The 21,263-nt window shown below is 65.2% G+C and carries 17 protein-coding genes; 6 read left to right on the top strand and 11 right to left on the bottom strand.

Annotated features, from left to right (window positions below):
* Positions 1–53: 53 nt before the first annotated feature.
* From GEV02_RS30190 to GEV02_RS30180, 3 genes are all read right to left on the bottom strand, one after another.
* Positions 54–1,013, bottom strand: coding sequence for a hypothetical protein (locus GEV02_RS30190; RefSeq protein WP_152841504.1), 960 nt, complete (start codon positions 1,011–1,013; stop codon positions 54–56).
* A gap of 85 nt (positions 1,014–1,098) precedes the next feature.
* The gene (locus tag GEV02_RS30185) at positions 1,099–1,470 is read right to left on the bottom strand and encodes a hypothetical protein (protein ID WP_152841503.1); all 372 of its coding nucleotides are present in this window, start codon (positions 1,468–1,470) and stop codon (positions 1,099–1,101) included.
* 36 nt (positions 1,471–1,506) lie between these two features.
* Entirely contained in the window at positions 1,507–2,565 is a 1,059-nt protein-coding gene (locus GEV02_RS30180) for a DUF475 domain-containing protein (protein WP_152841502.1), read from the bottom strand.
* A 108-nt stretch (positions 2,566–2,673) separates the two neighbouring features.
* Between GEV02_RS30180 and GEV02_RS30175 the strand changes: the two genes are divergently transcribed.
* The 4 genes from GEV02_RS30175 to GEV02_RS30160 all read left to right on the top strand — a co-directional run bounded on the left by GEV02_RS30175 (position 2,674) and on the right by GEV02_RS30160 (position 9,421).
* Complete coding sequence (locus GEV02_RS30175; protein ID WP_152841501.1) at positions 2,674–3,096, top strand: divergent PAP2 family protein; 423 nt, start codon at positions 2,674–2,676, stop codon at positions 3,094–3,096.
* Positions 3,097–3,336: 240 nt separating this feature from the next.
* Entirely contained in the window at positions 3,337–4,557 is a 1,221-nt protein-coding gene (locus tag GEV02_RS30170) for an efflux RND transporter periplasmic adaptor subunit (protein WP_152841500.1), read from the top strand.
* Positions 4,558–4,560: 3 nt separating this feature from the next.
* Positions 4,561–7,782 (top strand): efflux RND transporter permease subunit, encoded by a 3,222-nt coding sequence (locus tag GEV02_RS30165; RefSeq protein ID WP_152841499.1) that lies wholly within the window; start codon positions 4,561–4,563, stop codon positions 7,780–7,782.
* Positions 7,783–8,008: 226 nt separating this feature from the next.
* The gene (locus GEV02_RS30160) at positions 8,009–9,421 is read left to right on the top strand and encodes an OmpP1/FadL family transporter (RefSeq protein WP_152841498.1); all 1,413 of its coding nucleotides are present in this window, start codon (positions 8,009–8,011) and stop codon (positions 9,419–9,421) included.
* A gap of 46 nt (positions 9,422–9,467) precedes the next feature.
* On the opposite strand, the gene GEV02_RS30155 is transcribed toward GEV02_RS30160, so the two are convergent.
* Entirely contained in the window at positions 9,468–9,677 is a 210-nt protein-coding gene (locus GEV02_RS30155; protein ID WP_235923075.1) for a hypothetical protein, read from the bottom strand.
* 136 nt (positions 9,678–9,813) lie between these two features.
* Here GEV02_RS30155 and GEV02_RS30150 point away from each other — a divergent pair, with 136 nt between their 5' ends.
* A complete protein-coding gene (locus GEV02_RS30150; RefSeq protein ID WP_152841497.1) occupies positions 9,814–10,566 on the top strand; it encodes a hypothetical protein in 753 nt (250 codons plus the stop codon).
* Positions 10,567–10,575: 9 nt separating this feature from the next.
* Here the strand turns inward: GEV02_RS30150 and GEV02_RS30145 are convergent, their stop codons facing one another.
* Positions 10,576–11,976 carry an L-cystine transporter gene (locus tag GEV02_RS30145; RefSeq protein WP_152841496.1) on the bottom strand — a complete coding sequence of 467 codons (1,401 nt, stop codon included), beginning with the start codon at positions 11,974–11,976 and terminating at the stop codon, positions 10,576–10,578.
* A gap of 278 nt (positions 11,977–12,254) precedes the next feature.
* Between GEV02_RS30145 and GEV02_RS30140 the strand changes: the two genes are divergently transcribed.
* Entirely contained in the window at positions 12,255–13,925 is a 1,671-nt protein-coding gene (locus tag GEV02_RS30140; RefSeq protein ID WP_235923072.1) for a methyl-accepting chemotaxis protein, read from the top strand.
* Here the strand turns inward: GEV02_RS30140 and GEV02_RS30135 are convergent.
* Genes GEV02_RS30135 through GEV02_RS30110 form a run of 6 tightly spaced genes read right to left on the bottom strand, consistent with a single transcriptional unit; the run spans position 13,856 to position 21,013 of the window.
* A complete protein-coding gene (locus GEV02_RS30135) occupies positions 13,856–15,214 on the bottom strand; it encodes a sensor histidine kinase (RefSeq protein WP_152841495.1) in 1,359 nt (452 codons plus the stop codon). The two genes, GEV02_RS30140 and GEV02_RS30135, sit on opposite strands and share 70 nt — an antisense overlap.
* Positions 15,211–16,614: a sigma-54-dependent transcriptional regulator gene (locus tag GEV02_RS30130; protein ID WP_152841494.1), complete on the bottom strand. Its 1,404-nt coding sequence runs from the start codon at positions 16,612–16,614 to the stop codon at positions 15,211–15,213. The genes GEV02_RS30135 and GEV02_RS30130 overlap by 4 nt, the downstream gene beginning before the upstream one ends.
* Before the next feature lie 14 nt (positions 16,615–16,628).
* The gene (locus GEV02_RS30125) at positions 16,629–17,837 is read right to left on the bottom strand and encodes an ABC transporter permease (protein ID WP_235923070.1); all 1,209 of its coding nucleotides are present in this window, start codon (positions 17,835–17,837) and stop codon (positions 16,629–16,631) included.
* Positions 17,834–19,072 (bottom strand): ABC transporter permease, encoded by a 1,239-nt coding sequence (locus GEV02_RS30120; protein WP_152841493.1) that lies wholly within the window; start codon positions 19,070–19,072, stop codon positions 17,834–17,836. Before GEV02_RS30120 ends, GEV02_RS30125 begins: the two co-directional genes overlap by 4 nt.
* 9 nt (positions 19,073–19,081) lie before the next feature.
* Positions 19,082–19,744, bottom strand: a complete 663-nt coding sequence (locus GEV02_RS30115) for an ABC transporter ATP-binding protein (RefSeq protein ID WP_152841492.1) — start codon at positions 19,742–19,744, stop codon at positions 19,082–19,084.
* A 21-nt stretch (positions 19,745–19,765) separates the two neighbouring features.
* Positions 19,766–21,013, bottom strand: a complete 1,248-nt coding sequence (locus GEV02_RS30110) for an efflux RND transporter periplasmic adaptor subunit (RefSeq protein WP_152841491.1) — start codon at positions 21,011–21,013, stop codon at positions 19,766–19,768.
* Positions 21,014–21,263: the final 250 nt, after the last annotated feature.

The raw sequence follows: 21,263 nt of genomic DNA, 5'->3' as shown, positions 1-21,263 counted from the left end.
ATCCGAGGCAAGCTAAGTATGGATTCCCGCTTTCGCGGGAATGACGGCGGCGCTTAGTAGCTGTAGCCCACGCCGACCAGCAACAGGTCGGCGTCGCGGTGGTAGTCGGTAACGACGCGGTTCAGCGACAGCGTGCCCACCAGCCGTTTGCTGAAGTGGTAGCGTCCCGCCGCCGACACCAGCCCCGCCTTGTGCGACCGCGTGCCCGGCACGTCATGCACTTCGAACGCCAGGTAGGGGCCTATGCCCATCCCCAGTTCCACCTCCCGGTTCAATGAACGGATCAGCCATAACTGCGTCGCCACGCCAGTGCGGTGCGTGCCGGCCGAGGTGCCTTCGCTGAGCGCGCTGACGGTCCAGTCCACATACCGCCCCACCGCCCGCCGGTACTCGACGCTGCTGGCCCGCGACCGTTCCGACTCCAGGCTGTTGACGATGCTTTGCCCCGCCAATACGGTCAGCGTGTCGTCGGTGCCGGCGCCGCCGTCCAGGTGCAGCTTGTCGCCGCGCACGCTGTCGAAGCGGTAGCCGCCACCGACCAGCAGCGAAGTGGTCGGATCCTTGGCGCCGCTCGGCACCACCCGGTTCAGTTGCACCTGCGCGTACCAGCGGCTGTCATCGTGCCAGGTGGCTTGCAGGCTGTAGATCGGCGCCCAGCCGTGGTCGTTGATGTAGGCCTCGCCGCCGCCGCGCGGCCGCGACGTGTCGAAGAAATAGTACTGTCCCGCGCCCACGCCCCACGACCAGCCTTGCTCGTTGATGTGCGAACGCAGCCACACCTGGCCGGAGACGCCGTCCCGGTGGTGGTTGCGCGGATGGCCTTCGTTCAGGTAGCCCAGGCTCAGCGCCAGGTAGTCGCCGACCGGCTGGGCGTAGTTGACGCCGACCGCGAACGAGTTCTGGTTCTTGCCGCTGACGCGCAGTGCGCCGCCTTGCATCGACAGGTCTTGCGCGTGCGCGGCGGCGGACATCAGCAGCGCGGCAAGCAGCAGGCGGGGGAGGGGGAGAGACATGGACGTTTCCGGTTTCGGCAGGCAATGCTGCTTAACTTACCGGAAACGCCGCAAACGCAGCGCCATGTTGACGCCGCGGCAAGGATCAAGGCTGGATCTGAACCTTGGTGATGTAGTACTCGGTCTCGCCGAAGCACTGGCTAGGCACGCCCTTGTGCTGGGCGTAGCTGAGGACCACGCGCTTGCCGGTGGCCGACATCAGCTGCTGGGCGACGGCGTCGTCGCGCACGCTGAATTCAAACTTTTCAGGGATGGCGCCCGGCATCGAGGTCAGCAGGATCTCGCCTTCCCAGGTCTTGCAGACCCAGCCCCGGCTGGAGAACTTCTGCAGGTAGCCGGCCCGCTCGCCGTCCGAGTAGGAGACGTGCAGCATGACCCAGGTGTAGGCGGCAAAGATCAGCAGGACAGCTATTACCAGGCCGATGAGGTAGAGGATTACGCGTTTGGATGTGGTCATGGATCGCTTGAGTTGAGTGCAATGTTTTTAATCTTATCACGCGGCCAGCCGGCGTTTGTGGCGTATCGATGACCACAGCGACACCGCGATGAAGGCCACGCCCGACAAACCCGTGAACCATTCCGGAATGTGGTACTTGACGCTGGCCAGCATAATCAAGGCCAGGATGCCGATCGCGTAGTGGGCGCCGTGCTCCAGGTAGACGTATTCGTCCAGCGTGCCCTTGTGCACCAGGAACACCGTCAGCGAGCGCACGAACATGGCGCCGATGGCCAGGCCCAGCATGATGATGACGACATCGCTGGTGATGGCGAAGGCGCCGATCACGCCGTCAAAGCTGAACGAGGCGTCCAGCACTTCCAGGTACAGGAAGCCGCCGAAGCTGCCGCGCGCCACCGTCGCCACCACCGCGCCGACGCCGGCTTCGGTGATGTCATCGTCGTCTTCCGGCGGGTCTTCTTCCAGCAGCGTGCTGATCCAGCCGACCGCCAGGTAGACCACCACGCCGATCACGCCGGCCGCCAAGACCGTGTACTTTTCCTCCACCGGCACCAGGCCGACGCAGCCGAACACGGCGGCCAGCGCCAGCAGCACGCCCAGCATCTCGGTGCCGTGCTGGCCGAGTTTCTTTTCCAGCCAGCCCAGCCAGTGCAGTTCCTTGTCGCCGTCGAACAGGAAGTTGAGGAAGACCAGCAGCAGGAAGGCGCCGCCGAAAGCGGCCACCTGGGCGTGGGCGCCGGTCAGGTGGCGCGCGTATTCGGCCGGATTTGCGGTGGCCATCTGCCATACGTCCATCAGGCCGAGGCCGGTGGCCAGCGAGACGATCAGCAGCGGGAACAGCAGCCGCATGCCGAACACGGCCACCACGATGCCGACCGTCAGGAACAGCTTTTGCCAGAACGCGTCCCAATGCCGCAGCACCGAGGCGTTGACCACCGCGTTGTCGAAGGACAGCGACACTTCCATCACGCCCAGCACGCCGGCTATCCACACCGCTTGCAGCAGGCCGGCGGCACCGCCATGGTTGTAACCCCACCAGGCGGCCAGCGCCATCAGGACCAAGGTGACGGCAAAAGAGACTCTGAAGTGTTGCATCGTTGTTTTTATGGAAAGGTGAACAATGGGGGAATTTTATATTACTTGCTTCCGCCGCTGTGGGGCCATCTGCGATAATTGCGCCACAAAAATGCAAAGGAACCACCGATGGACATCGCTTATCTCGTCACCCCGCTGATTACCTGGATCACGGTCGGGCCGATCAAGTTTCTGATCAATAGCGCCAAGGCGCGCAAATGGGCTTTCAACCTGGTCGGCAACGGCGGCTTCCCCAGCAACCACAGCGCCGTGGTGTCCAGCATGGCGACGCTGATCGCGCTGCGCGAGGGCATAGGCCATCCGGCCTTCGGCGTGGCGGTGACGCTGTGCTTCATCGTGATTATCGACGCCAACAGCCTGCGCCAGCACGTCGGCAAGCAGGCGGCGGCGATCAACCGCCTGGCCAAGGATGACGGCGGCCACAAATGGCTGCGCGAGCGCATGGGCCATACGCTGGTGGAAATCGCCGGCGGCCTGTGCACCGGTATCGCCATCGCCCACGTCATCCACGCCGTGTTTGGCCGCGGCTGATCCGGCGTTTGCCGGCGCGCCGTCCTGGCGCGCCCGGTTTTCCTGTTCTTTTAGCCACTCCCGGCTATTCTGACTTTTCACCGTTTATCCCAGCATTTGGCAATTCAGCCACGTTTTTTGTCGTCCAGTCGCACGTTGATTGACCGTTTCCGGACACTCGGAGATACTCTGCGCCCTGTAGTCTGGCTAACAATTTCATAAGCATTCGAGCACCCACGTGCCAATTTCCCGGAGAACTGTATGTTGCGCAAAACCCTTCTAGCTCTCGCCGTCGCTTCAGCCCTGGTTGCCTGCGGCAAGTCCTCCAAGGAGCCTGAAAAGGCGGGCGCCAGCGCCTCGGCCACCGCCGCCGCATCCAAGGATGGCAAGGATGGCAAAAAAGCCACCCCGGCCGTGCTGTCGCTCGCGCCCGAGGACCTGCTGACCATCGAGTCGAACGCGCTGGCTTCCGGTCCGGTCATCACCGGTTCGGTCCAGCCCGAGCGCAAGGCCGACCTGCGCGCCGAAGTCAGCGCCGTGGTGTTGCAAGTCATGAAAGAGAACGGCGAGGCCGTGAAGAAGGGCGACATCCTGGTGCGCCTGGATGAAACCTCGATCCGCGACGCCCTGAACTCGGCCGACGAAGCCACCCGCGCCGCCCAGCAGTCGCTGGAGCAGGCCACCCGCATGTTCGAGCGCCAGAAGACGCTGCGCTCGTCCGGCATGGTGTCGACCCAGGCGCTGGAAGATTCCGAGATCCGCCGCAACAACGCCCAGAGCGAGCTGGCCAGCGCCAAGTCGCGCTCGGTCGCGGCCCACCAGCAGCTGACCCGCACGCTGGTGCGCGCGCCGTTCGATGGCATCGTCAGCGAGCGCAAGGTGTCCAACGGCGACACCGCCGCCATCGGCAAGGAATTGATCAAGGTGATCGACCCGGTCAGCATGCGCTTCGAAGGCCTGGTTTCGGCCGACAAGATCGGCGTGGTCAAGGTTGGCCAGCCGGTGAGCTTCCGCATCAACGGTTATCAGAACCGCGATTTCAGCGGCCGCGTGAAACGCGTCGATCCATCGGCCAATCCGGTCACGCGCCAGGTCGAGGTGCTGGTCGAGTTCGCAGGCAAGGACATGCCGGGCGTGGCCGGCCTGTACGCCGAAGGCCGCGTCGAGTCCGACATCTCGAACTCGCTGATGATCCCCGATTCGGCGCTGGTCGTCAGCGGCGATCAGAGCTACACCTGGCGCGTCAACGGCAAGGCGCTGAACAAGGTGGCGCTCAACATCGGCGTGCGCGATCCGCGCACCGGCCAGTGGGAAGTGCGCAGCGGCCTGGCCGCCGGCGACCGCGTGCTGCGCGTGCCGAACTCCGGCTACAAAGAGGGCCAGGGCGTCGAACTGGCGGCATCGAAAGTGGCGGCGGCCGGCAACGGCGCAGCCCAGGCCTCGGCCGCGCCGGCGCCGAGCACCGCACCGAAAGGGAACTAATCCATGTTCTTATCCGATTTCAGTATCAAACGGCCGATCGCGACCATCGTCCTGATCGTCGCCATGATGTGCCTGGGCTTGCTGGCGCTGAAGAAGCTGCGCGTCAACCAGAACCCGGACGTCGAGGTGCCGTTCATCATCGTCAGCGTGCCGTATCCGGGCGCTTCGCCCGACACGGTCGAGCGCGAGATCGTCAACCGCCTGGAAAAGCCGTTGCTGGCCATTTCCGGCGCGACCAAGCTGGAGAGCACCGCCAACGAAGGTACGGCGCAGATCTTCATCGAGTTCAGCTTCAAGAAGAACCTGATCGAAGCGTCCGACGAGATCCGCAACGCGATCGCCTCGGTGCGCTACAAGCTGCCGACCGAGATGCGCGAACCTATTCTGCAGCGCATCGATCCGGCGTCCGATCCGGTGATGCAGATCTCGCTGTCGTCGACCAGCCAGAGCCACGCCGAAATTTCGCGCCTGGCCGAGGATACCTTGTCGGACCGCTTCCGCGCGGTCGATGGCGTCTCGCAGGTGCAGGTCAACGGTTCGCTCAAGCGCGAACTGTCGGTGCTGCTGCACGCGGAAAAGCTGCGTGAATATAACGTCTCGGTCAGCGAGGTGGTCAACGCGCTGCACAACCAGAACACCAATGCGCCGGTGGGCAAGGTGCGCGGCGTGCTGGACGAGAAGAGCATCCGCTTGGTGGGCCGCATCATCACCCCGCGCGAATTCGAAGGCGTGGTGGTCAAGCGCCGCGGCGACGAGGTGGTGCGCCTGGCGCAGCTGGCGACGATCGAGGACGGCTTCGCCGAAATCAACGGCCTGAGCATCCGCAGCGGCAAGCCCAACGTCGGCATCGCCATCTCCCGTTCGCGCGACGCCAGCACGGTGTCGGTGGCGGCCAAGCTGCGCGAGGAAATCAAGGCGGTCAACGCCACGCTGCCGCAAGGCACCAAGCTGGAAATCACCCGCGACGGCGGCGACGATTCGCAGCGCAGCCTGAACAACGTGATCGAATCGCTGGTGCTGGGCGCGGTGCTGACCATCTTCGTGGTGTACGCCTTCCTGAACTCGTGGCGCTCGACGCTGATTACCGCGCTGAGCCTGCCGACCTCGGTGGTGGCGGCCTTCATCGCCGTGTGGCTGTGCGGCTTCACGCTGAACTTCATGACGCTGCTGGGCCTGTCGCTGGCGATCGGCGTGCTGATCGACGATGCCATCGTGGTGCGGGAAAACATCGTGCGCCACATGCAGATGGGCTCGGACCGCCGCACGGCGGCGCTCAATGGTACTGCCGAGATCGGCCTGGCCGTGGCCGCGACCACCTTCTCGATCATCGCCGTGTTCATTCCGGTGGCCTTCATGCCCGGCATTTCCGGTGAATGGTTCCGTCCGTTCGCGCTGACGGTGACGTGCTCGGTGCTGGTCAGCCTGGGCATCTCGTTCACGCTCGATCCCATGCTGTCGGCCTACTGGGGCGACCCGGTCGACCACCACACCGCGCCGAAAAAAGGCCTGGGCAAGATGCTGCAGAAGTTCAACGACTGGTTCGACCACCAGTCCGACCGCTACGGCCATGTGATCGCCTGGGCGCTGCATCACCGCCGCTGGATGGCCGTGATCGCCTTCAGCACCTTCGTCGGCGCCATCGTGCTGCATGCGACGTTGGGCGGTTCGAGCTTCCTGCCGGCGGCCGACCGCAGCACCATCGCCATCGACGTGCGCATGCCGCCGTCGGGCAGCGTGGAGATTGCGCGCCGCAAGATGGAAACCATCGCGGCCATCGCCCGTACGATTCCCGAGACCAAGGACACCAACTCCAACATCAGCGCCGGCGGCGGCCGCATCTACCTGGATATCGGCAAGCGCCAGAACCGCAAGCGCACCGCCTTCCAGATCGGCGCCGAGCTGCGCGAGAAGATGAGCCATATCGCCGGCGCCGAGATTTCGGTGATCGACGACCTGGGCAACTCCGGCAAGCCGGTGCAGATCGAATTCACCGGCCCGGATTCGCGCCGCCTGATGGAGATCACCAACGCCTATATGGACAAGCTGCGCCAGGTTCCGGGCGCGGTGGACGTGGGCCTGTCGCAGCAGGATCCGAAGAACGAGTTGCAGATCGAACTCAATCGCGGCCTGGCCAACTCGATGGGCATCTCCGTCAACGATGCGGCGCAATCGCTGCGCGTGGCGTTCGCCGGCGTCGAAGTGGGCGACTGGGTCGACCCGACCGGCGAATCGCGCGATGTCGCGGTGCGCCTGGCGCCGGAAGACCGCGTCAACTCGGAAAACATCGAGCGCCTGCCGATCTCGGTCACGGGCACCAACCAGATGGTGCCGCTGGACCAGATCGCCACGATCACGATGGGCAAGGGCCCGTCCACCATCGAGCACAAGAACGGCAAGCGTACCGTGACCGTGTCGGCCAACGTGCAGGGCCGTTCGCCGGGTGAAGTGACGGCCGACGCCATGAAGCTGGCCAACGCGATCGACTTCCCGCCGGGCTATGGCCTGGACCTGGGCGGCGACGGCAAGAACCAGAGCGAGCTGTTCACTGAAATGGCGATCGCGCTGGTCATGGGGATTGGCCTGATGTACCTGATCCTGGTGATACAGTTCGGTTCGTTCACTGCGCCGGTGGCGGTGATGCTGTCGCTGCCGCTGTCGCTGATCGGCGTGGTGGTGGCGCTGCTGATCACCGGCGGCACGCTGAACCTGATGAGCTTTATCGGCGTCATCATGCTGATGGGCCTGGTCGCGAAGAACGCCATCCTGCTGCTGGATGCGGCGCGCAAGCGCGAGGAAGAGGGCTACGGCCGCGAAGACGCGCTGATGTATGCGGGCCGCATGCGTCTGCGTCCGATCCTGATGACCACGTTTGCGCTGATCGCCGGCATGTTCCCGGTCGCGCTGGGCCTGGGCGAGGGCGGCGAGTTCTACCGTCCGCTGGCGATCGCCATCATCGGCGGCACCATCACCTCGACCATCCTGACGCTGCTGGTGGTGCCGACCTTCTACGACAGCATCGAGATCGCCAAGGACCGCGCGATCGCCAAGTTCCATCGCCGTTCTGTGCGCTGGACGGCGGCGCCGGCCCTGATCATGACCCTGGTCGAGGGCGTGCTGACGCTGATCTTCGTGCGTTTCGTGTTCCGCATGGTGATGTGGGTGGTCTACAAAGTGACCGGCAAGGGCGGTCGCACCATCCCGTCCGGCGCGCTGGATACGCACTAAGTCGTTGTTTTTACGATACTAAAAAAGGGCCTACGGGCCCTTTTTTTACTTCTGGTAAGCAGAGCAACTGCTCGGTTTCAAGGTTTAAATTAGAGCTTCCACTCTAACGACTTGCCTTTTGAATAGTTTTATAAATGTAGTATGCTGCTGGCCTCCTGCACCGGTTTTGGCGCAAGAATCCAGAAAAACCTGGCGTAGAACGCCTACTTATAAAGCGAGACCACAGATGCAACACAAATACCTCCCCCTGATCATTGCCGCCGCGCTCGGCGCCATGTCCGTGAGCGCCCAGGCATCCGGTTATCGTTTCGGCTCGCAGAGCGTGGCCGGCCAAGGCACGGCTGAGTCCAATGGCGCCGAAGCCAACGACGCCACCACCATCTTCTCCAACCCGGCCGGCATGTCCCGCCTGGATGGCCTGCAAATCACCGCCGGCGCCACCGTGGTTGTCCCGCACTCGAGCTTCAACGACAGCGGCTCGACCCGCTTCACCACCACCCCGACCGGCGGTACCGCGGCCAAAGATTACGTCCCGAGCTCGGTGACGGCGCCATCGTTCTACGCCAGCAAAAAACTGAACGACCAGTGGGCCGTCGGCCTGGGCATGTTCGTGCCATACGGTACCAAGATCCAATACGGCGACACCTGGACCGGCCGCTACGCGCTGTCCGACGTCAAGCTGGAATCGGTCACGCTGAATCCATCGGCGTCGTTCAAGCTGAATGAACAGCACGCCTTCGGCTTCGGTATCGACGCCGAATTCATGAAAGCCAACCTGGGCCAGGCCGTGGACGTGCCGGGTTCGGTCGCCGCGCTGGCGGGTACGCCGAATGCCCTGGCGCTGCAAAAGCAGATCGCTGCGCTGGGCGGCAATCCCAAGCTGCTGGGCGCGACGCGCGATGCCCATGGCTCGAACGATGGCAAGGACTGGGGCTGGGGCTTCAACCTGGGCTATATGTTCACGCTGGACAAGGACACCCGCTTCGGCGTGTCGTACCGCTCGCCTATCGTGCACAAGCTGCGCGGCAGCACCGTGTGGGACTTCTCGAAAGTGACCGACGACCCTATCGTCAACGGCGTGCTGCAAGCCGCATCGCACAAGGTCAACTCGGCCGCGCTGGTTGAACTGCGCACCCCTGAGACCCTGTCGGTCAACGCCTTCCACCAGTTCGACTCGAAATGGGCCGGCATGGCGGACGTGACCTTCGTGCGCCACAACCGTCTGGGCGATCTGGACATCCAGTTCCCAGGCACCGCCGAAGGCGCGGAAGTGATCCGTCAGCAGTGGAAAAACACCGTGCGCGTTTCGCTGGGCGGCAACTATGCCTACAACGAAAACCTGACCCTGCGCGCCGGCCTGGCCTACGACCAGTCGCCAGTGCAGAGCGCCGAGCTGACCCATCCGGCGCTGCCGGACAGCGACCGCATGCAGTATTCCTTCGGCGCCAACTGGAAGCTGAGCCCACGTTCGTCGATCGACCTGGCGTACAGCTTCCTGGACTTCAAGGACGCGAACATCAACTACACCAACAAGTGCAACCCGCTGGCCACCGCTTGCACGGGTAACGGCGAAACCACCCGTGGTACTTATCAGACCCATCTGTCGCTGATCGGTATCGCCTACAACTACAAGTTCTGATACGGAACGCTGTAGCGCAAAGGGCCTTCGGGCCCTTTTTTTACGCCTATTGATTCGTGGCCGGCGGCGCGCTGCTGTTCTGGGCCGGCGGCGTCGTGGCCGGCGCGGGCGCGGGCGGGGTGGCGTCCGACGGGCTCGATGGCGTGGTCACGCTGGGCGTGGGCGGCTGGTCGGCAGGACGCTTGTTGCAGCCGCCCAGCAAGGCGAGCGACACGGCGGCGGCCAGTAAAAGACGGGAGCTTAGGGGAGTCATCATTTTTCCTTTCAACGCGGGGAGAACAGTTAGACCTGGCCGCCGGCTGCTGGTTCCCTCGCCCCGCGGTTGCGATTATTGGATAGATTTGTCATGTGGCAACAATGCTATGCTGGAACTCTTTATTCAGGGAAACCACATGACCATGACATTATCGAAAAGTGCGGCGCCGCTGGCGTTGGCCGGCCTGCTGGCGATGACCTTGAGCGCCTGCGGTGGCGGCGGTGGCGGCGCGGCGGCCGGCGCGACCCCGGCCCCGGCGCCGGCCGCCACCAGCTTCCCGGTTCAGCAGGGGCTGGCTTACGCGTTCACCCATGGTCTGCAGTCGACGCTGACGGTCACGGGCAGCACCACCAATGGTTCCGTCACCTATCCGTTGACGGGGACGCTGACGTACACGCTCGGCGCGGTCGTCAATGCGAGCTTCAATGGCGCGGCCGTGCAGCAGGCCACGGAAACGATCAGCGGGAGCATCTCCGGCAACGGCACGACGACCCCGCTGACCACGTCCAGCCAGCTGTATGTGAATGCCCAGTACACGCCGGTCGGCTCGAATGAGTCGGGCTCCTATTGCGTCGGGAGCAGCACGGGCGGCTATCCGGCCACCGCCACCGCCGGACAGACCGGCGACATCGCGACCTTCAGCTGCTACGCGGACAGCAGCAAGCGCACGCTGGTCAGCACGCAAAAGATCAGCTACGTCACGACGGCCGGCAGCGACGGCAACAGCCTCAATTTCCAAATGCTGAGCAACATTGTCGATGCCGGGAATAAAACACTGGGCTCCACCTCCACGACCTACAGCATCACGGCGGCGGGCGTGTCCAAGCTGGCCCGGCTGCAGCTGCTGGAAATCGTAGGCGGCATCAGCATCACCATCGACGCCCAATAAGCCGCCGGATCAGGCGGCCTTGCGGTCGCTGTCGATGGGCAGCTCGGCGTCGCTGTTGAACACGTGCACGTCGGTCTCGCCCAGCACGCGGCTGGCGACGGTGCCGGCCGTGATCGAGCCGCTGACGTTGAGCGCGGTGCGGCCCATGTCGATCAGCGGTTCGATCGAGATCAGCAGGCCGGCCAGCGCCACCGGCAGGTTCATCGACGACAGCACGATCAGCGCGGCGAAGGTGGCGCCGCCGCCGACGCCGGCCACGCCCACCGAGCCGATGGTGATGATGGCCAGCAGCGGCGCGATGAAGGCCAGCGTGTACGGATCGATGCCGACCGTGGGCGCGATCATCACCGCCAGCATGGCCGGGTAGATGCCGGCGCAGCCGTTCTGGCCGATGGTGGCGCCGAACGAGGCGGCGAAGTTGGCGATGCCTTCCGAGGTGCCCAGGCGCAGCGTCTGCGTCTGCACGCTCATCGGGATGGCGCCGGCGCTGCTGCGCGAGGTGAAGGCGAAGGTCAGCACCGGCAGGATTTTCTTCACGTAGCGCGCCGGATTGAGGCCGGTGCCGGCGACGATGGCCAGGTGCACGCAGAACATCAGGATCAGCGCGCTGTACGAGGCCAGCACGAAGTCGAACAGGTGCAGGATGTCGGTGTAGCTGGAGGTCGACACCACCTGCGCCATCAGCGCGAACACGCCGTAGGGCGTCAGCCGCAGCACCAGCGTGACGATGCGCATGACGATGGCGTGGGCGACCTGGATGAAGTGCTCGAAGGAGGCGTACAGCTCCGGCTTCTTGTCGTGGATGCCGGTGGCGGCGATGCCGATGAAGACCGAGAAGATCACCACCGCGATGGTCGAGGTCTTGCGGCCGCCCGTCATGTCGAGGAAGGGATTGGCCGGGATGAAGCTCAGCAGCATGCCCGGCAGCGAGATCGCCTGCGCCGCCTCGACCTTGCCCTGCAGGTAGACGCCGCGCGCGATGTCGCCGGCGGAGGCGGTCAGGCCGACCGCGCTCAGGTGGAACAGCTTGGCCATCAGGATGCCGAGGCCGGCCGCGATCAGCGTGGTCAGCATCAGCATGCCGATGGTCAGCGCGCTGATCTTGCCCAGCGAATTGATGCCCTTGAGCTTGAGGATGGCCGAAATGATCGACACCATAATCAGCGGCATGACGATCATCTGCAGCAGCTTGACGTAGCCGGAGCCGACGATGTCGAGGTAGTCGCCGGTAGTCTTGAGCTCGGCCGCGCCGGCGCCGTAGCGCGCCTGCAGCGCCGCCCCCAGCACCACGCCCAGCCCCATGCCGGTGAACACGCGCACCGAGAAGGATGCATGTTTGCGCTGCTGCGCGTAAAGCAGCCCCAGCAGTGCCAGCGCCGCCAGCAGGTTCAGAATTACGTTGATCGTCATGAATAGCCCCTTGCCGCCAGATTAAATAGTCACACATCGTCACCGGGGGTGACAGCTGGTAGTTGGACCCGGTAATGAATCGGTCATTTTATATGCGATTGCCGATATACAGGCCGCCTCTATCCACTAAAAGTCGAATATTTGGCTATATTGGTATGCGTTTTTTGTATATCAACAGACGTTGCAACGGCACATGTTTGCCTCTGGAAATTTAAAAAAACTGCCCGAGACGAAGGCGTACAATTTGTTACATGCCGTTGTCCACTGGGGAGTGATGTATGGCCATAGCAAACATGAAAGTCGGTACCCGGCTCAGCCTGGGATTCGGATTGGTCCTGGCGCTGCTGCTCAGCGTGGCCTTGCTGGGGGTGTACAACATGAGCACCATCAATGCCAAGCTGGACAACATCGTCAGCCTGAACGTGGCCAGGGGCGACCTGGTGCAGGAAATGTCGGAGTCGGTGCACATCGTGGCCCGCGTCACGCGCACGGTGGTGCTGCTGAACGACCCGGCCGCCATCGAGAGCGAGCTGGCCAAGCTGTACACGGCGCGCGGCCACTACAACAAGGCTGCCGAGACGCTGGGCCGGCTGCCGGCGACGGCCAAGGGGCTGGAGATCCGCGCCCGCATCGCCGCCGCCGGCCAGGAGGCGCGGCCGCTGACCGACAAGGTGGTGGCGATGGCCAAGGCCAACCAGGATGCCGAGGCCACCGAGGTGCTGATGAAGCAGGCCGGCCCGGCCACGCAGCGCTGGCAGGACGTGATGGACGAGTACGCGGCGCTGCAAAAGGAAAACAACCAGGCCGACACCGCCGCGGCCACCGCCGCCTACCAGAGCGCGCGCGTGCTGATGCTGGCGCTGAGCGGGCTGGCCATCGCGGTGGGCGCGGTCGCCGCCGTGGTGATCGCCCGAACGCTGCTGCGCCAGCTGGGCGGCGAGCCCGATTACGCGGCCGGCATCGCCAGCCGCATCGCCGCCGGCGATTTGACCGTCAGCGTCGATACCCGCAGCGGCGACCAGCACAGCATGCTGCACGCGATGAAGCTGATGCGCGATGCGCTGGCCGGCATCGTCGGCGAGGTGCGCAGCGGCACCGAGACCATCGCCTCGGCGTCGAGCCAGATCGCCAGCGGCAACCAGGATTTGTCGGCGCGCACCGAGCAGCAGGCCAGCGCGCTGGAAGAGACGGCGTCGTCGATGGAAGAGTTGACCAGCGCGGTGCGCCAGAACAACGACAACGCGCGCCAGGCCAACCAGCTGGCGCAATCGGCGTCGGCGGTGGCGCAGCAGGGCGGGACGGTGGTGTCGCAGGTGGTCGATACCATGGGCGCGATCAACGATTCCTCGCGCAAGATCGTCGACATCATCGCCGTCATCGACGGCATCGCGTTCCAGACCAATATCCTGGCGCTCAATGCGGCGGTGGAGGCGGCGCGCGCCGGCGAGCAGGGGCGCGGCTTCGCGGTGGTGGCCACGGAGGTGCGCAACCTGGCCCAGCGTTCGGCCTCGGCGGCGAAGGAGATCAAGGAGTTGATCGGCAATTCGGTCGAGAAGGTCGAGATCGGCAGCCGGCTGGTCGAGCAGGCCGGCCAGACCATGAGCGAGGTGGTGGCCAGCGTGCGGCGCGTGACCGACATCATGGCCGACATCAGCAGCGCCGGCGATGAGCAGAGCGCGGGCATCGAGCAGATCAACCAGGCCGTCAGCGAAATGGATACGGTGACGCAGCAGAACGCCGCGCTGGTGGAGGAGGCTGCCGCGGCGGCGGAAGCCATGCAGCAGCAGGCCGCCAATCTGGAGCGCGTGGTCAGCATCTTCCAGATCGACGCGCAGTCGCGCGCGGCGGTGCTGCGGCCGCTGGCCATGCGCCCCGGCGCTCAGCCCCCGCTCTTGGGCAGCCAGATGTCGAAGCGGGTGGCGCCCTGGCCGGTGGCGGCCAGGCGGTAGGTGTAGCCGTGCCGGTTCAGCACTTCGCGCACGAACAGCAAGCCTATGCCCTGGCCGCCTTTCTTGGTGGTGAAGAAGGGCGTGAACAATTGCCGCGCCGGCACCTCGCCCAGCAGGTTGCCGCTGTCGATCACCGATAGCCGCACGCCATCGGCCTCGGCCTCCAGCACGAATTCGATCGCCTTGTCGGCGGCCGCGCCGGCATGGCCGGCTTCCACCGCCTCCATCGCATTCTTGACCACGTTGAGCAGCGCCTGCTCCATCAGGTGGCGGTCCATGGCGATGGCCGGCACGTCGTCGCAGCGCTGCCAGGCCAGGCGGATGCCGCGGCTGCGGCAGGGCTCGCGGTACAGGTAGAGGATGTCGTCCATGATGTCGCGCACGGCGTTGGCGCGCAGCTCCGGCGCCGGCATCTTGACCACCCGCGTGAAGCGCTCGATGAACTCGCCCAGGCTGACGTTGCGGCGCTTGACGGCGACGATGGCGGTGCTGAAATCCTCGCCGTCGCGCTCGGCCAGCTGGCTGCGGTAGTACAGCAGCGAATCGAGCACCGAGCCGGTGGCCGCCACGGTGTTGTTGACCTCGTGCGCCAGCACGCGGATCAGCTTGTCGTACGTGGCTTTCTCCGAGCTTTCCAGTTCCTGCGTCAGCTCTTCGACCAGCAGGAAATGGCGCGAGAAGCTGCGGTCGTAGAAGTGGCCGCGCTGCCCCCGGTAGCGGCGGCCGTCGGTGTCGGTCAGCAGCTGGCTGTCGCCCAGCGGCAGCGCGTCGAGCTGGGCCAGCAGGCCCGGATAGTCGCGGTCGGCGTCCGCCGGCAGGCAGGCGGACAGCGGCTTGCCCCTGGCGTCGTCGCGCTTGAGCAGCGCCTGCGCGCTGGCGTTGAGCAGGCTGATGCGCCCATCGAAGTCGAACACGATGACCGCGCTGGGCGTGGCTTCCAGCAGGCGGTCGAGCAAGCCTTGCTGCTCGCCCAGTTGCAGACGCTCCTGGTACAGCGCGCCCAGCATGGTGTTGAACAGCTGGACCAGCTCGTTCAACTGCGGATCGCCGCTGTGCTGCAGCCGCGCCGCGTAGTGCTGGTCTTGCAGCAGATCGTGGAAGTGGCGGGTGTAGCTCAGCGGCTCCAGCGCGCGCCGCACCAGCCGCGCGCCCAGCGCAAAACTCAGCAGCACCACCGCCTCCAGGCCCAGCATCAGCAGCGGCGACTGGTGGAACAGCGTGACGGTCAGGCCGAGGAACAGCAGGTGCGCGCCGCCCAGGTAGGCGTACAGGCTGTGGCGCAGGCTCATGCGTCGCTGTCCTGCGCGCCGTCGCCGCCCAGGCCGTGCCGCTCCAGCCGCCGGTACAGCGCGGTGCGGCTCAGGCCCAGGGCCTTGGCCACGCGCGAGATATTGCCCTGGTGCTGCTCCAGCGCCTTGGCGATCATGTGGCGCTCCACCTGTTCCAGCGTCATGCCGTCGACGCCCAGGCGCAGGCCGCCGATCGCGCCGCCATGCTCGTGCTGCTCGGCGGCGACGAAGTCGGCCTGTTTCAATTCGCTCTTGCCGACCAGCAGCAGCGTGCGCTCCAGCGTCTGCTTGAGCTGGCGGATATTGCCCGGCCACGGCTGCGCGCTCAGCCACTCCAGCGCGGCCGGCGCGATGCTGGCCGGACCCAGGCCGTAGCTGGCCGACACCTGGCCGAGGATGTGGCGCGCCAGCAGCGGGATGTCGCTGCGGCGCTCGCGCAGCGGCGGCAGGCGGATGGTGATCAGGTTGAGCCGGTAGAACAAGTCTTCGCGGAATTCGCCGGCGGCGACCAGCTCGGCCAGCTCGCGGTTGGTGGCCGACACCACGCGGATGTCGGCGCGTTCCATGCGGCTGGCGCCCACCGCCTGGTAGGTCTGGTCTTGCAGCACGCGCAGCAGCTTGACCTGGTCGGAGCGGTTCAGTTCGCCGATCTCGTCGAGGAACAGCGTGCCTTCGTGGGCGCTGGCGACGTGGCCCTTGCGGTCGGTCTTGGCGTCGGTGTAGGCGCCGCGCACGTGGCCGAACATTTCGCTTTCAAACAGCGACGGCGTGATCGCCCCCATGTTGATCTTGACGATGGCCTGGCGCGCGCGCGGGCTGTTGCGGTGCAGGGCGTCGGCGATCAGCTCCTTGCCGCAGCCGCTCTCGCCGAGGATCAGCACCGGCGCCTTGGTGGCCGCCACCTGGCCGATGGCGGCCAGCACTTTCAGCAGGCGCGGGTGCTCGCCGACGATGGCGCTGAAATCGAACTGGGCGTCGAGGGCGGCGCGCGTCGGGCAGGCGGCCGGCGCCGGCGCGGCGGTGTCGAGCGTGGTGCGGATAAGCTCCATCAGCTGGGCGTTGTCCCAGGGCTTGGTGAAGAAGTTGGCGGCGCCGGCCTGCACCCCCTTGACCGCCAGCGCGATCGAACCCCAGGCCGTCATCAGCAGCACCGGCAGGGCCGGGTGCAGCTGCTTGATGTCGGCCAGTAATTGCAAGCCTTCCTCGCCGCTGGTGCGCAGCGAGAAGTTCATATCCTGCAGCACCAGGTCGGCGCTCTGGCGGGCCAGCAGCTCCAGCGCCTGCTTGGGGTCGTCGCAGCACTGGGTGTCGAAGCCGGACTGCTTGAGCAGCAGCGCCAGCGACACCTGGACCGCGCTATCGTCGTCGACGATGAGGATGCGTTGCTTCTGAGATTCCATCAAATCAAACAGCCTTATTCATAGTGCAGCGCCTGGGTCGGGCTCAGGCGCGCGGCGCGCCAGCCCGGATAGAGCGAACAGAGCAAGGATAGCAGATAGATCACGCCGGCCGATAGCGTGGTCGCCATCGCAAACACCGTCCAGTTCAGGCTCTCGCCCAGCACGCCGGTCAGCGGCAGCTGCACCAGCAGCAGCAGGGCGATGACGATGGCGCCCGAGCTGAGCAGCATCTGTTCGGCGATGATCTGGCTGTAGATGTGGCCGGAGTCGGCGCCGATGGCGCGGCGCAGGCCGATCTCCGGGATGCGCTGGGTGGTGTTTTGCCACAGCACGCCGAACAGGCCGAAGGCCACCATCACCAGCAGGAAGGCGGCGATCACCGCCAGTATCGTCAGCGGAATGGTCTGCGTCTTGAGCATCGAGGTGCGCATGTCGGCACTGGGCGAAATGGTGTAGCTCCAGTCGTTGCGCACCAGCTTGAGCTGGCGGTTGAGCGCCGCTTCGAAGGTGCGCGGCGTGCCCGGCCGGACCTTGATCTGGATGGTCGGCGTGCCGCCTTCGCTGACGCCCGGTTCGAAGCGCAGCAGCATGAAATTGCTCGGCGACTGGAACTCGCCCTGGTTGCGGAACTCTTCGATCACGCCGGCGATGCGGTACTGCTTGGCCTGCTTCTTGGAATCTCCCACGCTTTCGCTGAACACCTGGCCCAGCGCCGACTTGCCGGGGAACAGATGCTGCGCCAGGCGGCGGTTGATGATGACCGGCCGCGCGGCGGCGCCGTCGTCGGCGCGCGAAAACCAGCGGCCCTCGACCAGCGACATGCCGGCCACGGCGGGGAATTCATCGCTCATCTCATACAGGTGGGTCTCGAACTGGCGCTTGCCTTCGGGCAGGACGAAGTCGCTGGTCCAGGTCGACGATTCGTACACCGGGAAGCTGGTGAAGCTCACTTGCTCGATTTCGGGCAGCGCCTTCAGGCTCTGGCGCAGCTTGTCGTACAGCTGGGGATCGGCGCCCAGCGCGGCCGGATCGCGGGTGTTGATCACGGCCGACCAGACGTCCTGGTATTGGAAGCCGGTCGGCAGCTGGTACAGCTGCCAGCTGCGCAGCGCGAAGGCGGCAATGGCGAACACCACCACGAAGGCCAGCAGGATTTCCAGCGACAGCATCATATTGCGCGACTTGCGCTTCCAGATCAATTTCAATAAGTGGCGCAGCATCATGCGGCTCCTTTCAGGGCGTGGACGGGGTCGAGGCGGGACATCTTCCAGGCCGGCAGCACGCCGGACAGCAGGCCGAACACGGTCGCCAGCAGCAAGCCCATGCCGAACACGGCCAGGTTCAATTCCACCTGCAGATAGGGGATCAGGCCCGAGCCTTCCAGCCACCACAGCACCACGCGCGCGCAGGCCAGGCCGATCAGTCCGCCGGCCAGGCACAGCAGCACATTCTCCAGCACCAGCTGGCGCACCAGGTGGGCGCTGGTGGCGCCGAAGGCCTTGCGCACGCCGATCTCGCTGCTGCGTTCGAGGATGCGCCCGGTGTTCAGGTTGATCAGGTTCAGCGCCGGCAGCATCATGAACAGCAGCATCAGCACGCCGATCACGGTCAGCAGCGTGGTGGCGCCGGAGTCGGCGCCGTCGCGCTGCAGCAGGATGCGGGCGAACAGGTCGAGCTTGCTGTCGCCCCACAGGCGGGCGACGTTGAATTCCTTGGGATCGTCGAACACCACGGTCTTGGCGACGCGCTCGATCTCCTGCTGGATGCGCGGCAGGTCGGAAGCCTTGTAGGCCAGCACCATCATGGTGAAGTTGCCGAAGATCTGGTTGCGGTATTCGGTGGACGGGAAGGTGGTGACGGGCGCCCAGATGTCGGCGAAGGCGTTCACGTGCATCGCGTCCGCCACCACGCCGATGATGGTGAAGTACTGGCCGCCGATGCTGATCTTCTGGTCCAGCGCCGGCTGGCCGGGGAACAGCTTGCGCGCGGTGCTGGCGTTGACCACGGCGACGAAGCGGCCCTGGTCGACGTCGGCCTGGTCGGGCACGCGGCCCTGCAGCACCTTGAAGTCGAGGATCTTCCAGTATTCGGCATCGGTGCGGCGCATCAGCAGTTCGCTGACGCGGCCTTCCTGGTAGACCGACACGGTTTCCGGCGCGGTGGCGGCCGAGACCGCCTCCACGCCCGGCAGCGGCTTGATGTATTTCTCGATCAGCTTGAAGCCCAGCGGGCTGCGGCGCACGTGGTTGGCGCCGGTATGGCGGGCCTCGATCATCACGGCTTGCACGAAGCGCTCGCTCTTGCCTTCGACGCCGGTCGGGTAGAAGGCGTTCTGCAGCAGCGCCGTGACCACCAGCAGCAGCACCAGCGTCAGCACGATGCACAGCAGGTTGATGGCGGTGAACAGCTTGCGGCGCATGAAGACCTTCCATGCGGTCAGCAGATAGTTTCTGAACATGACGGCCCCTTATGCGACCAGCTGGCCGTCGAACACGCGCACGATGCGGCCGGCGCGCCTGGCTTCCTGCTCGTCGTGGGTGACCATCACCACGGTCGTGCCTTCGCTGTTGAGCTTGAGCAGGATGTCCATCACTTCCTGGCCCATCTTGCTGTCCAGGTTGCCGGTCGGCTCGTCGGCCAGCAGCACCTGCGGCTGGCCGACGATGGCGCGGGCGATCGCCACGCGCTGCTGCTGGCCGCCCGACAGCTGGTTCGGATAGTGGTCCATGCGCGCGCCGAGGCCGACTTTTTCCAGCGCCTCGCGCGCCAGCCGCTGGCGCTTCTTGGCCGACAGGTCGCGGTACAGCAGCGGCAGCTCGACGTTGTCGATCACGCGCAGGTCGTTAATCAGGTGGAAGCTCTGGAAGATGAAGCCGAAGGTGTTGTTGCGCAGCTTGGCGACGTGCTTGTCCTTGTACGAGGCGACCGGCGCGCCGCCCACGTGGATGGCGCCGCTGCCTGGCCGGTCCAGCAGGCCGATCAGGTTCAGCAGCGTGCTCTTGCCGCAGCCGCTGGGGCCCATGATGCAGACGAACTCGGATTTTTCGACGTGCAGGTCGATGTCCTTCAGGGCCAGGGTTTCGACTTTGTCGGTCTGGTAGGTTTTGCTGACTTTGCTCAGGCGTATCATGATGGTCCTTTCGATGCGGGTTTATTGCGCCACGCGGATGCTGTCGCGATCCTTGTAGCGGCTGGTGTCTGAAATGATGAGGCGGTCGCCGGCGCGGACGCCGGCCAGGATTTCCACGGCCTTGCCATCGCTGGCGCCGATGTTGAGTGTGGTCTTGCGAGCGACGCCGTCGCGCACGACAAAGATGTCTTGCGGGCCGCGGCCGTTGAAGGCGGGGCCGTAGTCGGCCAGCAGGGTGTTTTTCTTTTGCTCGGTGACGATGTTGACCTCGACCCGCAACTTGTTGCGCAGCATGGCGTGGTTGGGCTGGTCCAGCGTCACCAGCAGCTTGACGGTGCCGTTCTGGATTTCCGGCAGGATGGTCTGCACCACGCCGTCCAGCCGCACATTGCCCTGCTCGACGCGCACGGCCTGGCCGGCGTTGAGCGCGCGGGCGTGGAAGTCGGACAGCGAGGCTTCGACCTTGTAGTTGCTCAGCTCGGAGACCTTGGCCACCAGCTGGCCGGTGGCCAGGCTGGCGCCTTCGTCGGCCAGCAGCCAGGTCAGCATGCCGGCGAACGGGGCGCGCACCTGGGTCTGGGCCAGCAGTTCCTGTTGCTGTTGCAGCTGCTTTTGCAGGATGTTCTTTTGCAGCCGCGCGCCTTCGATGCCGGAGGAGGTGACGCGCTTGCTGTCCTCGATCTGCTCGTGCTGCTGGCGCAGCTGGATCTCGTTGCGCTGGACGTTCAGTTCGGCGGTCAGCAAGTCTTCGGCCGAGACGCCGCCGGCCTTGCGCAGCGTCTGGTAGCGGCCCAGCTTGACGCGGGTGGCTTGCAGGTCCAGTTCCAGCAGCTCGATGGAGCTGAGCAGTTGCTTGCGTTTCTGGTCCATCTCCAGCGTCAGCGCCAGGATGCGGTTTTCCTGCTGCGCCACTTGCTCGCGCAGGCCGTCGATGGCCAGCACGATGGTGCGGTTGTCCAGCTCCAGCAACAGTTCTCCGGCCTTGACCTGCTGGCCGAGCTTGGCGTGGACCTTGGCGACGTGGGTCTGGATCGGGCTGGACACCAGTTCCTCGTGCACCGGGATGACGATGCCGGAAGCGTTGATGGTGTTGGCGATATTGCCGCTGCGGACTTCCGCGATCAGCAGGCTGTCGGCGTTGACGCTGGGGCTGACCACGCGGTTGATGCCCCAGGCGGCCGCGCACAGCGTGGCCAGCACGGCGGCCAGCACCATGACGGTCTTGCGCCGGCGGCCGGAGATGATCGAAGGGTTGAGCGCCTGGTCCATGGGGATGCAATAAAGAGCTGAAGATGTGCTCTTTATTGCAATTGCCGTGCCACATGCGCGGAACGGCCGCAAAGCCAGTCAAATCAAGGCTCTGGCGCGCGGCCGCCGCCCGGGGCGGCAGGGCGCGCCTGCCCGTCTCCGTTCAACACCGTCCGGAAACGGACACCTCGCCCGTCGTCGTCCCCGCGAAAGCGGGGACCCATAGAACGTATGCGCACCTTCAGCATGGTTCCCCGCTTTCGCGGGGATG

The organism is Rugamonas aquatica, assembly GCF_009380215.1.
In the GTDB taxonomy this organism is placed as follows: domain Bacteria; phylum Pseudomonadota; class Gammaproteobacteria; order Burkholderiales; family Burkholderiaceae_D; genus Rugamonas; species Rugamonas aquatica_B.
This window is presented reverse-complemented; position numbering and strand designations above follow the sequence as displayed.

What these genes read in the sequence shown, in the direction of transcription:
- GEV02_RS30190 (WP_152841504.1), bottom strand. Translation starts at nt 1,013, where the DNA reads ATGTCTCTCCCCCTCCCCCGCCTGCTGCTTGCCGCGCTGCTGATGTCC.
- GEV02_RS30185 (WP_152841503.1), bottom strand. Translation starts at nt 1,470, where the DNA reads ATGACCACATCCAAACGCGTAATCCTCTACCTCATCGGCCTGGTAATA.
- GEV02_RS30180 (WP_152841502.1), bottom strand. Translation starts at nt 2,565, where the DNA reads ATGCAACACTTCAGAGTCTCTTTTGCCGTCACCTTGGTCCTGATGGCG.
- GEV02_RS30175 (WP_152841501.1), top strand. Translation starts at nt 2,674, where the DNA reads ATGGACATCGCTTATCTCGTCACCCCGCTGATTACCTGGATCACGGTC.
- GEV02_RS30170 (WP_152841500.1), top strand. Translation starts at nt 3,337, where the DNA reads ATGTTGCGCAAAACCCTTCTAGCTCTCGCCGTCGCTTCAGCCCTGGTT.
- GEV02_RS30165 (WP_152841499.1), top strand. Translation starts at nt 4,561, where the DNA reads ATGTTCTTATCCGATTTCAGTATCAAACGGCCGATCGCGACCATCGTC.
- GEV02_RS30160 (WP_152841498.1), top strand. Translation starts at nt 8,009, where the DNA reads ATGCAACACAAATACCTCCCCCTGATCATTGCCGCCGCGCTCGGCGCC.
- GEV02_RS30155 (WP_235923075.1), bottom strand. Translation starts at nt 9,677, where the DNA reads ATGATGACTCCCCTAAGCTCCCGTCTTTTACTGGCCGCCGCCGTGTCG.
- GEV02_RS30150 (WP_152841497.1), top strand. Translation starts at nt 9,814, where the DNA reads ATGACCATGACATTATCGAAAAGTGCGGCGCCGCTGGCGTTGGCCGGC.
- GEV02_RS30145 (WP_152841496.1), bottom strand. Translation starts at nt 11,976, where the DNA reads ATGACGATCAACGTAATTCTGAACCTGCTGGCGGCGCTGGCACTGCTG.
- GEV02_RS30140 (WP_235923072.1), top strand. Translation starts at nt 12,255, where the DNA reads ATGGCCATAGCAAACATGAAAGTCGGTACCCGGCTCAGCCTGGGATTC.
- GEV02_RS30135 (WP_152841495.1), bottom strand. Translation starts at nt 15,214, where the DNA reads ATGAGCCTGCGCCACAGCCTGTACGCCTACCTGGGCGGCGCGCACCTG.
- GEV02_RS30130 (WP_152841494.1), bottom strand. Translation starts at nt 16,614, where the DNA reads ATGGAATCTCAGAAGCAACGCATCCTCATCGTCGACGACGATAGCGCG.
- GEV02_RS30125 (WP_235923070.1), bottom strand. Translation starts at nt 17,837, where the DNA reads ATGATGCTGCGCCACTTATTGAAATTGATCTGGAAGCGCAAGTCGCGC.
- GEV02_RS30120 (WP_152841493.1), bottom strand. Translation starts at nt 19,072, where the DNA reads ATGTTCAGAAACTATCTGCTGACCGCATGGAAGGTCTTCATGCGCCGC.
- GEV02_RS30115 (WP_152841492.1), bottom strand. Translation starts at nt 19,744, where the DNA reads ATGATACGCCTGAGCAAAGTCAGCAAAACCTACCAGACCGACAAAGTC.
- GEV02_RS30110 (WP_152841491.1), bottom strand. Translation starts at nt 21,013, where the DNA reads ATGGACCAGGCGCTCAACCCTTCGATCATCTCCGGCCGCCGGCGCAAG.